Below are 13,702 nucleotides of genomic sequence, written 5' to 3'. Positions count from 1 at the left end.
TGCGTCTGAATAAATTTCCGGCATGCCGCATCCCAGTTCGCGGCGCGCCATTGGCGGGGCGGCTCAGCCGCCCGTCTGTCTCAATGCTTCGGCAAGGCCGGCCATCGAGGTGAAGTGGTAGTCCGGCTCGGTAAAGTTTTCCGGCTCTATCGTACCGCCATATCCCTTCTGGGCGTGGCGGCGTTCGATCCAGCAATTGGTCATGCCCAGTTTCCGGGAAATGCCGATATCGTGGTACTGGCTTTGCGCAACATGCAGAATGTCGTCCTTCGATGCGCCCTCGCTTTCCACAAAGGCGAAGACCTTTTCGAAGAAAGCGGGACTTGGCTTTTCGGTGCCGGTGTCATCCGCCGTGAAAGCGGCATGAAAAGGATTGCCGAGTTCCTGCGAGAAATATTCGAAGGCCCAGCGCTGGGCGTTGGTCATGGCGATGAGGCGATGCGTCTTGGCAAGCTCGGCCATGGCGGCGCGGCTGTCTTCAAAGCCTTTCCAGCTTTTTGCCGCATCGCGCAGGCGCTCACCGAATGCGCGTTCCGCCGGCAGGCCGAGTTCGGGAGCGATGATCAGGTACACCCGCACGAGGTCATCCGGAAACAGGTCGGTCGCGTCGGAATAACGGGCCGCACGGTAGAGCGCGAGCGCCTTTTCACCATCGACCTCCACGCCGTTTTCCGCGCCGATTGCGGTCAGCGTCGATTTCAGGCCGCCTTCGAAATCGATGAGGGTCCCCACCACGTCGAAGCTCATATATTTGAAGTCGCTCAGTTTTTTGGGCAATGTCGGTCTCCGCTTTGCCGCCTCGGTCTCCTGGGGAGACTGCGGCAGATTATTCTGTTCCCGGACGGGGTCCTTGCCCCGTTCCCATTTGCGATTACGCCCTTTTTTATGGCGTTTATTGCCGTTTGCATTAATAGTTTGGCACTTTTGGCGCGCCGGATTCGCCGAAATGGAATAGCTCTTCGGCAGAATATTGCGAATATGCGGTGCGTTGCGACATTTCGAGAGGGTGGCGCAACGCCTCCCGGCTATAGCCTCAGGCCATGGCGGCCCGCACCGCGGGGTCTTCGAGCGTCTGATCGAGGGTCTTCAGCGTCCGCTCGATGATGGCGTCGATCTCGCTGTCGGTGCAGCAGAGCGGCGGCGCGTAACCCAGAATACCGTTCGCAAAGGCACGCACGATCAGGCCGTTTTCCCAAGCGCGGTCGAAAACTTTTCGCGCGGGGGCGGCCGCGGTCGGCAAGGGCGTCTTCCTGTCCTTGTCTGTCACGAGTTCGAGGGCGGCGAGCATGCCGCGCCCGCGGACATCGCCGACCAGCGGATGGCTTCTCAGGCTCTCAAGCCCGGCCATCAGCCTTTGGCCGGCGCGGCGGCCGTTTTCCAGCAGCCCGCCCTCGTAAAGTTTCAGCACTTCGAGACCGACGGCGGCGCTGACGGGATGGGCGGAATAGGTGTAGCCGTGCCCGATTGCGGCCTCGCCTGCGAAGTCGGCTATTGTATCATAGACGTGGTCCGCCATGAAGACGGCGCCCATCGGCACGTAGCCGGAGGTGAGGCCCTTGGCGGTGGTGATGAAGTCCGGCACGATATCCTCGTCAGCGCAGGCAAACAGCGGCCCCGTCCGGCCAAAGCCGGTGATGACCTCGTCGGCGACGAAGAGGATGCCATAGGACCGGCAGAGGTCGCGCATGGCCTTGATCCAGCCGGGAGGCGGTACGAGAACCCCGCCGGAACCCTGGATCGGTTCCGCATAGAAGGCGGCGACACGGTCCGGACCGATCGTCTCGATCTTGTCCTTCAGGATTTGCAGGGAGGATGCGATGATGGCGGCCGGGTCGCTTCCCACCGGGTTACGGTAGGCGTAGTGCGACAGGATTTTGTGCTGCCAGTCGTAGGGCACGCCAAAACCGGCATGGAAAGCGGGCAGGGCGGTGAGGCCCGAACCGGCGGTGGTGGAGCCGTGATAACCCTGTTCGATGGAGATGAACTGGTCGCGTTGCGGCTGACCTTTGGCATGCCAGTAGTAGCGGATGAACCGAATGGTGCTGTCCACCGCATCGGAACCGCCAAGCGTGAAATAGACATGGTTGAGATCGCCCGGCGCGCGGTCGGCAAGCTCGGAGGCGAGCCGGATCGCCGGTTCGCTGCCAATGTCGAAATAGGCCGTCGCATAGGGCAATTCCCGCATCTGCTTTGCCGCCGCTTCAACGATGCTGTCGTGACCATAACCGGCATTGACGCACCACAGGCCGGCAAAACCATCGATCAACTGATGGCCGGTCATGTCGGTGACGGTGGCGCCGCTTGCCGATTTCAGCACCCGCACGCCGAGTTTTTCATGGCCGCGGAGGGAGGAGACGGGGTGCACCAGATGGGCGCGGTCCAGTTCGATCAGTGAATTGCTTAACATGGGTCTCTCCGGATTCAGCCGAGTGCCTGGCTGGTCAATGCAAATGTCTTGAATTGTTTGTCGGCTGAGATGTCGGCTTTCGGCCGGCGCATGGCGATGCCGCCGCCCACATGGGCAAGGCCGTGTTCGGCAAGCCAGGGGGCAAGACCCGTATCGACCGTGGTGTCCAAACGCAGGAATTCACCGGCTCGTTCGGAAATGACGAAAGCAATCAAATCTTTCGCAATTTCAACATTTTCCGCCACGACGGGGCCGATGACTTCGCCACGTCCGAAGGCGCGCAGGGCGGCAAAACCCTTGGTGACGCCTTGCTCCTGCACGAGTGCAAAGCGCGCCCTCTCTGCAAGCTCTACAAATAGGTTGCCTCGATCTGCACCAAAGGCCTGCGCATCAATCACTGCAAGTTCGGCTGGCTCAACCCTGTCTGCCCATGCAACGCCAGCCGGTTTTTCTGTGGCGAGTGGAACACCCTGATACTGAAGCACCTGGCCGCAGGCAACAAAGCCCATTTTTTCGTAGAGCGGCAGCCCGTCGGACGTCGCCGTCAGACGGCATTCCCGATTTTCTGCTGCTGCCAGCGCCGCCTGCATCAACTGACGGCCGACGCCGCGGCCACGCATCGCCTCATCGACGATCACCATGTTCACCGTGGCACAACTGTCGCCGAGCAGGCTCGCCATTGCGGTCCCGACGACGCGGCCGTTCTCAACGGCGACGAAACCCTTGCTGATGGAAAGGACCATGGCCCAGTCCTCTTTCCGGTGCGGCCATCCGGCCTGGCGGGAAAGTTCAACGGCCGCGTCGAGGTGGTCCGGTTGAAACGTTTGGATATCGATCAGGCTCGCCTGCATGCCGGTACTCCCTTGTTCTGCTTATTCATTGATAGACCGATGCCGAAAGAAGATTGTCCCGACAAATGGGAAGGTTCGATATGTTTCGCTGTTGCTTTTATCCGCCGCCGCATCTTATGCCGCGTCTTGTTCGCATCGGTCCGGAGTGCCGGAGAGGGGGATCTGCCAGTCCGCCCCGGCGCAACTCTCTGCCAAACTGGCGGCTGGATACGCAACAATCTGCTTCCGCGAACAGCAATTGCGGTGCGCCGATCGGACAAAGGCATCTATGATCTGATTATTGCAGCCACCACCAATCCCCAAGCAAGGATGACGACGAGATGACAATCTTCCGCCCGAAATACATCACTTTCGATTGCTACGGCACGCTCATTCATTTCCAGATGGCAGAGGCTGCCCGCGATCTCTACGGTGATCGTCTGGGAGAAGCGGAGATGGAGGAATTCATCAAGAATTTTTCCGCCTATCGTCTTGATGAGGTCATGCATGACTGGAAGCCCTACGCAGAGGTCGTTCACAATGCCCTGTCGCGCACCTGCAAGCGCAATGGTGTCGCTTTCAAGGACGAGGATGCGGCAATGGTCTACGAGCGGGTTCCGACCTGGGGGCCGCATGCGGACGTTCCGGCAGGTCTTTCAAAGGTCGCCAAGGAGATTCCGCTGGTCATTCTGTCCAACGCCATGAACTCACAGATCATGTCGAATGTTGCAAAACTCGGCGCACCGTTCCATGCCGTCTATACGGCCGAACAGGCACAGGCCTACAAACCGCATTTCAAGGCGTTCGAATATATGTTCGACATGCTCGGTTGCGGCCCGGAGGACATCCTGCATGTGTCGTCCTCCTTCCGCTACGATCTGATGTCGGCGCACGATCTCGGCATCAAGAACAAGGTCTGGGTCAACCGTGGCCATGAACCTGCAAACCCCTATTACGGTTACACGGAAATTGCCGATATTTCCGGCCTTGCTGGCGTTGTCGGACTGTAAGAGAGGACATGGATCATGAAGCTCGTCTCCTATTGGCACGACACGGCGCCCCTCTTTGCGGGGGCGGCACAAGGTCCTGTCGAAGGCCATTATGATGTGGCCGTCATCGGTGGCGGCTTCACGGGTCTCGGTGCCGCGCGCCAGCTTGTGAAAGCCGGTGCGCGCGTCGTCGTTCTGGAAGGGCAGCGCGTGGGCTGGGGCGCTTCGGGCCGCAACGGTGGCCATCTCAACAATGGCCTTGCCCATTCCTATCTCTCCGCCAAGGCGGAACTCGGCAAGGAGCGGGCCATCGCGCTCTACCAGGCGCTTGATTCCTCCATCGATACGCTGGAGGCGCTGATTGCGGAGGAGGGGATCGAGTGCAATTTCCGACGCGCCGGAAAGCTGAAAATGGCGTCGAAACCACAGCATTTCGAAGGACTTGCCAGGAATTTCGAAGCCGTTCACGCCGAGGTCGATCCTGATACGGCGCTTTTGTCCGCCGCTGATCTGAAGGCGGAAATCGGCTCGCCTTTCTACGGCGCGATGCTCTCTAAAAAAAGCGCCATGATGCATATGGGCCGTTATGTCGCCGGTCTTGCCGAAGCCGCCAGCCGGCATGGCGCGGTGATCTTCGAAAATGCAGCCGTGACGAAGCATACTCAGAACGGCAAGCTCCATGAGCTGGAAACCCCGCGCGGCAAGGTGACGGCCGACAATGTTCTGGTCGCGACCGGTGCCTATACGCCTTCCGGCTTTGGTTATTTCCGCCGCCGCATCATCGCGGTCGGCAGTTTCATCATCGCCACGCGGCCGCTGACGGATGCCGAGATCAAGGCTTCGGTTCCGGGCAACCGCACCTACGTCAACACCATGAATATCGGCAATTATTTCCGTCTGGCGCCGGACAATCGCTTGATTTTCGGCGGCCGCGCCCGTTTTTCCGCGACATCGGACCAGCGTTCCGACGCCAAGAGCGGTGCGATCCTGACTGAAAGCCTGCATCGCATCTTCCCGCAGCTTGCCCATGTGCCGATCGATTATTGCTGGGGCGGACTGGTCGATATGACCAAGGACCGTTATCCGCGCGCCGGTTTTCATGACGGTGTCTGGTACGCCATGGGCTATTCCGGCCATGGCGCGCAGCTTTCCACCCATCTCGGCATGATCATGGCTGACGCCATTCTGGGACGGCCGGACAGGAACCCGCTAAAAGGGCTGGATTGGCCGGCGGTGCCGGGGCACTTCGGAAAGCCCTGGTTCCTGCCGCTGGTAGGCTATTATTACAAGATGCTCGACACGTTTCGATAATTCAAGAGCGGCCTCCGGGCCGCTTTTTTGTTGCGTCTGCAAAAAAGAAGGGCCGCAAAGCGACCCTTTAGGCGGGGAGGAAAGAAGTGGGCGTCAGGCAAGCCCACCGATATGAAAGGCCTTGGTTTCCAGATATTCTTCGATCCCGATCTGCGCGCCCTCGCGGCCGAGACCGGATTGCTTGACGCCGCCGAAAGGGGCGACCTCGGTGGAGATCAACCCGGTATTGAGGCCGACCATGCCGAATTCCAGCGCCTCACCCACGCGCCAGGCGCGCTTGAGGTTCTCGGTGTAAAAATAGGCGGCAAGGCCAAAGGGTGTTCCATTGGCGATGGCGAGCGCTTCTTCTTCCGTCTCGAAGCGGAAGAGCGGAGCGACCGGTCCGAAAGTCTCCTCGCTCGCCAGCTGCATCGCCGTCGTTGCGCCCGTCAGCACCACGGGCGCTGTATATTGCGGACCATCAGGCAGATTGCGCGGCTTGGTGATGATCGTGGCACCCTTGGAGACGGCGTCATCGATATGGGCGCGGATTTTCGCGATCGCCGGTTGGTTGATCATCGGTCCAATGGAGACGCCCGCTTCCGTTCCGGGGCCAACGCGCATGGCGTCGACGCGATCCGCCAGCTTCTTCGCAAAGGCGTCATAAACGCCAGACTGCACCAGAATCCGGTTGGCGCAGACGCAGGTCTGGCCACCATTGCGGAATTTCGAAACCAGCGCACCTTCAACGGCGAGATCGAGATCGGCATCGTCAAAAACGATGAAAGGCGCATTGCCGCCGAGTTCCAGCGACAGCCGTTTGATGCTGTCCGCAGCACCGCGCATCAACAGCGAACCGACGCGGGTGGAACCGGTGAAGGAAATTTTTCGAACCGTCTCGTTGGCCATGATTTCATTGCCGATATCAGTCGGCATGCCGGTGACGATGTTGATGACGCCTGCGGGGATGCCCGCCCGTTCGGCGAGCACGCCAAGCGCCAAGGCCGAATAGGGTGTGAATTCCGAAGGCTTGATAACGACGGTGCAGCCGGTGGCGAGTGCCGGCGCGACCTTGCGGGTGATCATCGCATTCGGGAAATTCCATGGCGTGATGATGCCGCAGACGCCGACCGGCTCTTTCAGCACCACGATGCGCCTGTCTGGCGTCGGTGAGGGGATGGTGCCGCCGCCGATGCGCCGGGCCTCTTCCGCAAACCATTTGACGAAGGATGCGCCGTAGCGGATTTCTCCCTTGGCCTCATCAAGCGGTTTTCCCTGTTCGATGGTGAGGAGCAGGCCGAGATCGTCGATATTCTCGATCATCAGCGCAAACCATTTTTCCAGAAGGGCGGCACGCTCCGCATGGGTCTTTTTCTTCCATGGACCGAAGGCCGCGTTGGCAGCCTCGATTGCCGCGCGGGTTTCCGCGCCGCCCATATCAGGCACGGTGCCGATAACCGCCTGTGTCGCCGGATCGATGACATCCACCACCTTGCCCGATGCTGCCGCCTTCCATGCGCCACCGATCAAGCCCGTCTGGCGAAAGAGTTCCTTGTCCTTCAAGCCTTGCATCATAAGTCTCCGAAATCAGGCGAGTGCCGCGAGAACCGCGGCGGTGATGGTGTCCGTCTTGTCCTTGCCCGGCACGGTGCCGATGCCGCGAGCGGTCGCCGTTTCCAGCGCCGTCATGATCCTTGCTGCCGCATCCTTTTCGCCAAGATGCTCCAGCATCATCGCGCCGGACCAGATGGCGGCGATGGGGTTGGCGATGCCGAGATGGGCGATATCAGGGGCGGAACCGTGCACCGGCTCGAACATCGAGGGCGCGCTGCGGTCGGGATTGATATTGGCGGAGGCGGCAAAACCCAGACCGCCCTGAATGGCCGCGCCGAGATCGGTCAGAATGTCTCCGAAGAGGTTGGAGGCGACCACGACATCGAGGCTTTCCGGCGCCATCACCATGCGCGCCGCCATAGCGTCGATGTGATAGCTTGAAACTTCGACGTCAGGATATTCCGCCGCGAGCTTGTGGGTCACCTCGTCCCAGAACACCATCGAATATTTCTGGGCATTGGACTTGGTGATGGATGCGAGCTTGCCGCGACGTTTTTGCGCCTGTTCGAAACCGAAGCGCAGGATTCGCTCCACGCCCTTGCGGGTGAAGATCGACGTTTCGACAGCCACCTCGTCGTCCGTGCCCTGATGCACGCGGCCGCCGGCGCCGGAATATTCGCCTTCCGTGTTTTCGCGGATGCAGAGAATATCGAAGCCGTCCGCCTTCAAGGGCCCTTGCACGCCGGGCAGCAACCGGTGCGGGCGGATATTGGCATATTGCACGAAAGCCTTGCGGATCGGCAGCAGTAGACCGTGCAGCGACACCGAGTCAGGCACTTCCGCCGGCCAGCCGACCGCGCCGAGCATGATGGCGTCGAAGCCGCGCAGCGTTTCGATGCCGTCCTTCGGCATCATCGACCCGGTTTCCTTGTAGAAGGCGCAGGACCAGGGGAATTCGGTTCCTTCGAGCGCAAAACCGGAGGTTTGGGCGACGGCATTGAGGACCTGCCACGCCGCGGCCGTCACGCTTTGGCCGATGCCGTCCCCGGGAATGAGTGCGATGCGATGCGTTTTCAAGAGAATTCCCCTGTTACAGTCCGATGAGGACGCTTTTGCTCTTGCGGTTGGCGAAATAGGCTTCCCGACCGAGATCCTTGCCGATGCCGGAGCGTTTGTAGCCACCGGTCGGCAAGATGTGATCGCGCGAACGTCCGTAGCGATTAACCCAGATCGTTCCGGCCTGGATCGCGCGAGACAATCGCAGGACACGCGAGACGTCTCGGCTGAAAAGACCCGCCGCCAGACCGTAGGTCGGATGATCGGCAAGCGCCAGAGCCTCTTCTTCCGTGCGGAAGGTCTGTAGTGTCAGCACCGGCCCGAAGATTTCCTCGGTGACGGCAGGGGAGGTCTGGTCGACATTGGCGATCAGCGTCGGCTGATAGAAATAGCCGGGGCCATCCATCACTGCGCCACCCGTCAGGCATTCGCCGCCATGGGCGACCGCCGCCTGCACGATGCCATCGATGCGCTTGCGCTGCACCTCGGAGATGATCGGGGAATATTGCGTCGTCTCATCCCAGGTCGGGCCGGGCCTCACCGTTTTCATGCGGGCGATGATCGCGGCGGAAAGGGCGTCGGCCGCACTTTCCTCAACGATGATGCGCGAGCCGGCGACACAGGCCTGTCCCGCATTGGAAAGAATATTGCCGGCGATCGCTGCTGCCGCCTTTTCAATATCGGCATCGGCAAAGACCAGCTGCGGGCTTTTGCCGCCGAGTTCCAGCGTCATGGGCTTGATGCCGGTGCGGGCGACATTGGCCATGATGGCGGCACCGGCGGCGGTTGAGCCGGTGAAGCTGACCTTGGAAATCTCGGGATGGCCGGTGATGGCGTTGCCCGTCACGGGCCCGTCGCCGAGTACGATGTTGATGAGGCCGGCGGGCAGGCCGGCCTTGATGGCCAGTTCAGCCATGAAAATGCTGGAGAAAGGCGTCATTTCCGATGGTTTCAGCACCACGGCATTGCCGGCCGCGAGCGCCGGGCCGAGTTTCCAGCCCGCCATGGAGACGGGGAAATTCCAAGGGGTAATCGCGCCGACCACGCCATAGGGTTCGGTCATGATCATGCCGAGGCTCGTATCGTCGGTCGGTACGAGATCGCCGCCTTCCTTGTCGGCGAATTCGGCGAAGAAGCGGATCTGTTCGGCGGTCACGGCAATGTCCCCGGCAATCAGCTGGCCGACGGGCCGCGTGGAGGACAGCGCTTCGATCTTCGCCAGGGTCTCGGCTTCCTGCTCGATCAGGTCGGCCCAGCGCTGCAGGGCCTTCGTGCGTTCGCGCGGGCGCACGCCACCCCAGTTGCTGCTTTTCAGCGCGGCCTTGGCAGTCTGCACCGCTTCATCGACCAGCGCGGCATCCGCCCTGGGGCAGCCGGCATATTCGACGCCGTCCGAAGGGCGATGCATGTCGATGCCGTTTTGAGCCGGGATCAGCTGACCGCCGATGAAATGGCCGATCGGCAAGGACAGGCTGTCTGGATCGAAGCTGAGCGTCATGGGAAACCCTCTGTGGACATGCCTCAAACCTAGTCCCTGATGGCAAGCAGCATCGACCGACTGCGGTGGGGGCGGTGAACGAAAATCCTGTTTTGCCGCCGGCGGACAGCGCAATCTTCGGTGCGTGTGTCCGCCGGTATTTTCCCGGCACAAACCCTGACGGGCGATGCCGGAATGCGGGATCTCAGCTCATCCGTTCACGGTGACGTAAATCTTGCGCACGGTCTCGATGGTCTTCCACACGCCGACGAAACCCGGCTTCATGACGAAGCTGTCGCCCGCCGTGTAACGCAGCGGCGCGCCGCCCTCCGGCGTGATTTCGATGACGCCTTCGAGAATATGGCAGAATTCGAAGGTCTCGCCCTTGATGGATCGGGTTTCGCCCGGGGTGGCTTCCCAGATGCCGGTGTGGACGGTGCCGTTGCGGGCTTCGTCCAGCGCCCAGGTCTTGAAGGCCGGATCGCCGGCGATGAGGCGTTCAGGCAGGGCCTTGGAGGCCTTGGGTTCGAAGGCGGGATTGGTGTCTATGGTCTTGAGAAGCGGCATGGGTGTCCTTTCCTGGAACGGTGTGGGTTAGTATCCGCGGTTACGATCAACGAGGCCGAGCGGCTCGAGACCGGACTGGTATCGTTTGATGTTCTCGACAACGGTGCGCGCTGCCGAATGCGGCTGGGTGACGCTGGCGATATGCGGCGTCAGGAGAATTTTCGGATGGGTCCAGAAGGCATGGTTTTCCGGAAGCGGTTCCGGATCGGTGACGTCAATCATCGCGCCCGAAAGCAAGCCCCGATCCAGCGCATCGATAAGGGCGTCGTGGTCGAGCTGTTTGCCGCGCCCGGCATGAACCAGCCCCGCGCCCTCGGGCAGCATCGCCAGACGTTCGCCGTTCAAAAGCCCGGTGGTCTCTTCGGTCAGCGGTAGCAAGCAAACGAGAATATCGCTTGTCGAGAGGATGGTGGCCAATCCGGTTTCCCCATGATGGCAGGTCACGCCGTCGATCTCGCGCGGTGAGCGGCTCCAGCCAGAAAGCGGAAATCCGAAGGGTTTCAGCTGTTCCAGCGCCGCAACGCCCAGCATGCCGAGGCCGAGAACGCCCACCCGGCACTCTTCCGCCTGACGCTGCGGCAGGGCCTTCCAGAGTTGCTGGCGCTGCTGCTTCAAATAAACCGGCAGGTTGCGGTGAAGCGCCAGCACGCCGAGGCTCACATATTCTTGCATCATGCGGATGATGCCGTCATCCACCATGCGCACGACTTTTACATGCGCAGGGACGGCTTCGATGTGGAACTGATCGACGCCAGCACCGATGGAAAACAGGATTTCGAGATTGCGGTAGCGGCCGATATCATCAGGTACAGTCCAGGTGATGAGGTATCGAACCGCATCCGGATCAACGCTGGCTGCATCCATCGAAAAAGGCAGTTCCGGCAGGTCGCGTGCCAGAGCCTGCCGGAAAATCTCGCCGCGCTTCGCGTCGGAATTGAAGAAGAAAGTCATCTGAAATCCGTGGTTCCGAAGGTTTAAACCGTGCAGCGGTTCGCCAGTGTTTCCAGCATTGACTGGCAAGCCGACAGTTCACCGACCGTTATGAATTCGTTCGGCTTGTGGGCGCGGCCGATATCGCCCGGGCCGCAGATGATGGCGTCGATGCCAGTCGCCTGAAAAAGCCCGGCCTCCGTGCCGTAGCTGACGGCGGCGATGCATGGCGCGTCGGTCAATTCTTCCAGAAGCTTCACGAGCGGTGCATTGGCGGCAAGGGACAGCGCCGGATAATCGCTCATCGGCGTCCATTCAATGTCGATGCCCTCGGCGGCAAGCGCTTCGACGCCGTCGCGCACCGGCTGGAGCAGAGCCACCGGCGATACCCCGGCAATTGCCCGCGCTTCCAGTTCGATGGCGCAGAGATCGGGGATGATATTGATCGCCTGTCCGCCTTTCATCGTGCCGATCTGCAGGGAGGAATAGGGCGGCTCGAACGTCGCTTCGAAGGGCCCCTCCGTGAGAGCCCGTGCGGTCTCGACCGCCTTTGCCATGATGCCGGTCATCAGATGAATGGCGTTCACGCCCTGATCCGGCCGTGAGGAATGGCCGGAGCGGCCGCGAATGGTGATGCGTGCGGCGGCCTTGCCCTTGTGGGCGCGCACGGCGCGCAGATTGCTCGGTTCGCCGATGATCGCGCCCGCCGGTTTTGCGCATAGTTCCGGCAATCGGGCGATCATGTGCGGCACGCCGCGACAGCCCGCCTCCTCGTCATAGGAAAAGGCAATATGCACGGGCCGCTTCAACGCCATGCGCGAAAATGCCGGTGCAGCGGCGAGAACCGTGGCAAGAAAACCTTTCATGTCCGTGGTTCCGCGCCCGTAAAGACGCTCGCCTTCGGCTCTCAGCGTGAAGGGATCGGAGGACCATTCCGGCTCACCGGCAGGCACCACATCCATATGGCCGGATAGGATGTATCCGGCGACATCCGTCGGGCCGAAGCTCGCGAAGAGATTGGCGCGGTCGCCCTCCGGGCCGGCAAGCAGCGATACTTTCGCGCCGTGGCTTTCCAGATAATCGGCGATCCATCCGGCGATATCGCCATTGGCGGTTCCGACGACCGATGGGAAGCCGACAAGACGCTCCAGAATGTCGATTGCGTTCATGGCTGTCTCCGTCGCTTCAACGTTGAAAAGCTTAGAGCGGCCTGCGGCGTTTATCTGCTGAAATAGGGGTGATTTCAGTAGATTGTTGTGTCCTTCCAGCGCTTTCGGAAAATTCCTGCCGGCAAGGCTGGCTATCTTCGGATGTCGTGGGCTGGGTTGCCGGGATCAAGGTTCCGCGCCGGAGGAAATGAGAGCCGTTTGTCATGGAGCTGCTCAAGGTCGATAGTTTCGAGTTGCGAACCGTGGATATCGCCGATGTGGAGGCCGATCATCTGCACGCCCTCTCCATGGCTGTCGGGTGGCGATATCACGCGAATGAATGGTGTTTCCTGCGTCAATGTGGCGTCGGTCTTGCCGCGCTTGACGAAATCGACCGCGCTGTCGCAACTGCGATGCTGTTTCGCTATGATGAGGGTTTTGCGACGCTCGGCATGGTCATCGTTTCGCCGCGCCTTCAGGGGCAGGGCGTGGCACCATGGCTGGTGCGGCGGCTTCTGGCGAAATTCCCTGCCATATCCCTGAGGCTCAACGCCACGGACGAGTCGAGGCGGTTGTTTGCCGGGCTGGGTTTTGCCGGAGAGACGGAAAAAGTACATCTCCTTCGGGGCAAGGCGCGTTGCCTTCCCGAGATGCCGGCGCTCGGAAGAAAACAGAGGATCAAGCCACTTTCGGAGGACCATTTGTCCGCTGTTGCGGATCTGGATGAGACGGCTTTCGGTGTCTCGCGCCGGCGCGTCCTGCAGCGTCTCCTGCGGGAAGACGAAGGTTATGGCCTGTTTGAGGCGGATCGTCTTGAGGCATTTGCATTGCGACGCGCAGCGGGGCGGGGCCATATTGTCGGCCCGGTCGTTGCGGGCGACGAGACGGCGGCCATCGCGCTGGTCAGGCGGCATTTTTCCGATTTGGACGGTCAGCTTGTCCGTCTTGATGCCGTTCGTGACAGCGGTCTTCTGACCGACTTCCTGGCGCAATCCGGGCTGGTGGTGATCGAAACGCTCACCACCATGTCGAAAGGCGCGCCGCAACCGGCAGGCTGCGGTTCCGCAATGATTTTCGCCCTGGCAGGCCCGTCTTTGTGCTGAGGTGCGGCACTATCGCAATTGACGCCCCGCTTCTTGCCCCTTATGTGAGAAAGCGACGGTTCCTGCAGCCGAAAGGCGAAGGGATTAATAGGGAACATGGTGCGGGCGATCTTTTTCGCCCAATGCCGTGGCTGCCCCCGCAACTGTAAGCGGATTGTCGTTCATCCCCGTGACGCTTCAAGGCGTCATGCCACTGTATTTTTCGGAATACGGGAAGGCAGATGAGAGACGCAAATCCGTGAGCCAGGAGACCTGCCGTCAAAATATGAACCATCGTTACGGGCGGGGAAGCCCGGAGGAGGATTTTGTAATGTTATTTCATAACATTTCGTTTGCGTCCTATTACCGTTC

General features: G+C 60.8%; 13 protein-coding genes and 1 riboswitch. Of the genes, 4 read left to right on the top strand and 9 right to left on the bottom strand.

Going from position 1 to position 13,702, the window contains the following annotated elements:
- Positions 1–63 precede the first annotated feature (63 nt).
- The 3 genes from ACQZ48_RS01870 to ACQZ48_RS01860 form a co-directional block, all read right to left on the bottom strand.
- Positions 64–777 (bottom strand): HAD-IA family hydrolase, encoded by a 714-nt coding sequence (locus ACQZ48_RS01870; RefSeq protein WP_137411544.1) that lies wholly within the window; start codon positions 775–777, stop codon positions 64–66.
- Positions 778–1,033: 256 nt separating this feature from the next.
- Complete coding sequence (locus ACQZ48_RS01865) at positions 1,034–2,407, bottom strand: aminotransferase class III-fold pyridoxal phosphate-dependent enzyme (protein WP_448728436.1); 1,374 nt, start codon at positions 2,405–2,407, stop codon at positions 1,034–1,036.
- A 14-nt stretch (positions 2,408–2,421) separates the two neighbouring features.
- Positions 2,422–3,258, bottom strand: a complete 837-nt coding sequence (locus ACQZ48_RS01860; RefSeq protein ID WP_137411546.1) for a GNAT family N-acetyltransferase — start codon at positions 3,256–3,258, stop codon at positions 2,422–2,424.
- On the opposite strand from ACQZ48_RS01860, the gene ACQZ48_RS01855 reads away from it, so the two are divergent.
- The 3 genes from ACQZ48_RS01855 to ACQZ48_RS01845 are packed head-to-tail and all read left to right on the top strand — an operon-like array spanning position 3,223 to position 5,537.
- Positions 3,223–3,582 (top strand): hypothetical protein, encoded by a 360-nt coding sequence (locus ACQZ48_RS01855; RefSeq protein WP_165691333.1) that lies wholly within the window; start codon positions 3,223–3,225, stop codon positions 3,580–3,582. The two genes, ACQZ48_RS01860 and ACQZ48_RS01855, sit on opposite strands and share 36 nt — an antisense overlap.
- Positions 3,579–4,247: a haloacid dehalogenase type II gene (locus tag ACQZ48_RS01850; RefSeq protein ID WP_077985092.1), complete on the top strand. Its 669-nt coding sequence runs from the start codon at positions 3,579–3,581 to the stop codon at positions 4,245–4,247. Before ACQZ48_RS01855 ends, ACQZ48_RS01850 begins: the two co-directional genes overlap by 4 nt.
- A 15-nt stretch (positions 4,248–4,262) precedes the next feature.
- Positions 4,263–5,537 (top strand): NAD(P)/FAD-dependent oxidoreductase, encoded by a 1,275-nt coding sequence (locus tag ACQZ48_RS01845; protein WP_077985091.1) that lies wholly within the window; start codon positions 4,263–4,265, stop codon positions 5,535–5,537.
- Positions 5,538–5,630: 93 nt separating this feature from the next.
- Here the strand turns inward: ACQZ48_RS01845 and ACQZ48_RS01840 are convergent, their stop codons facing one another.
- From ACQZ48_RS01840 to argE, 6 genes are all read right to left on the bottom strand, one after another.
- Positions 5,631–7,088, bottom strand: a complete 1,458-nt coding sequence (locus ACQZ48_RS01840; protein ID WP_077985310.1) for an NAD-dependent succinate-semialdehyde dehydrogenase — start codon at positions 7,086–7,088, stop codon at positions 5,631–5,633.
- 15 nt (positions 7,089–7,103) lie between these two features.
- Positions 7,104–8,147, bottom strand: a complete 1,044-nt coding sequence (locus ACQZ48_RS01835) for a tartrate dehydrogenase (RefSeq protein ID WP_448728435.1) — start codon at positions 8,145–8,147, stop codon at positions 7,104–7,106.
- A 13-nt stretch (positions 8,148–8,160) separates the two neighbouring features.
- Positions 8,161–9,624, bottom strand: a complete 1,464-nt coding sequence (locus tag ACQZ48_RS01830) for an aldehyde dehydrogenase family protein (RefSeq protein ID WP_448728434.1) — start codon at positions 9,622–9,624, stop codon at positions 8,161–8,163.
- A 189-nt stretch (positions 9,625–9,813) separates the two neighbouring features.
- A complete protein-coding gene (locus tag ACQZ48_RS01825) occupies positions 9,814–10,170 on the bottom strand; it encodes a cupin domain-containing protein (protein ID WP_137411552.1) in 357 nt (118 codons plus the stop codon).
- Between the two features lie 27 nt (positions 10,171–10,197).
- Positions 10,198–11,121: a 2-hydroxyacid dehydrogenase gene (locus ACQZ48_RS01820; RefSeq protein ID WP_077985087.1), complete on the bottom strand. Its 924-nt coding sequence runs from the start codon at positions 11,119–11,121 to the stop codon at positions 10,198–10,200.
- Positions 11,122–11,144: 23 nt separating this feature from the next.
- Positions 11,145–12,269, bottom strand: coding sequence for an acetylornithine deacetylase (argE, locus tag ACQZ48_RS01815; protein ID WP_173990841.1), 1,125 nt, complete (start codon positions 12,267–12,269; stop codon positions 11,145–11,147).
- A 203-nt stretch (positions 12,270–12,472) separates the two neighbouring features.
- Between argE and ACQZ48_RS01810 the strand changes: the two genes are divergently transcribed.
- A complete protein-coding gene (locus ACQZ48_RS01810; protein WP_448728433.1) occupies positions 12,473–13,351 on the top strand; it encodes a GNAT family N-acetyltransferase in 879 nt (292 codons plus the stop codon).
- Positions 13,352–13,390: 39 nt separating this feature from the next.
- A riboswitch (cobalamin riboswitch) is annotated at positions 13,391–13,625 on the top strand.
- Positions 13,626–13,702: the final 77 nt, after the last annotated feature.

Source organism: Agrobacterium sp. 22-209-1, from assembly GCF_053522485.1.
This window is presented reverse-complemented; position numbering and strand designations above follow the sequence as displayed.

Coding starts and splice junctions, on each gene's coding strand:
- ACQZ48_RS01865 (WP_448728436.1), bottom strand. CDS start 2,407: ATGTTAAGCAATTCACTGATCGAACTGGACCGCGCCCATCTGGTGCAC.
- ACQZ48_RS01860 (WP_137411546.1), bottom strand. CDS start 3,258: ATGCAGGCGAGCCTGATCGATATCCAAACGTTTCAACCGGACCACCTC.
- ACQZ48_RS01850 (WP_077985092.1), top strand. CDS start 3,579: ATGACAATCTTCCGCCCGAAATACATCACTTTCGATTGCTACGGCACG.
- ACQZ48_RS01845 (WP_077985091.1), top strand. CDS start 4,263: ATGAAGCTCGTCTCCTATTGGCACGACACGGCGCCCCTCTTTGCGGGG.
- ACQZ48_RS01840 (WP_077985310.1), bottom strand. CDS start 7,088: ATGCAAGGCTTGAAGGACAAGGAACTCTTTCGCCAGACGGGCTTGATC.
- ACQZ48_RS01830 (WP_448728434.1), bottom strand. CDS start 9,624: ATGACGCTCAGCTTCGATCCAGACAGCCTGTCCTTGCCGATCGGCCAT.
- ACQZ48_RS01825 (WP_137411552.1), bottom strand. CDS start 10,170: ATGCCGCTTCTCAAGACCATAGACACCAATCCCGCCTTCGAACCCAAG.
- ACQZ48_RS01820 (WP_077985087.1), bottom strand. CDS start 11,121: ATGACTTTCTTCTTCAATTCCGACGCGAAGCGCGGCGAGATTTTCCGG.
- argE (WP_173990841.1), bottom strand. CDS start 12,269: ATGAACGCAATCGACATTCTGGAGCGTCTTGTCGGCTTCCCATCGGTC.
- ACQZ48_RS01810 (WP_448728433.1), top strand. CDS start 12,473: ATGGAGCTGCTCAAGGTCGATAGTTTCGAGTTGCGAACCGTGGATATC.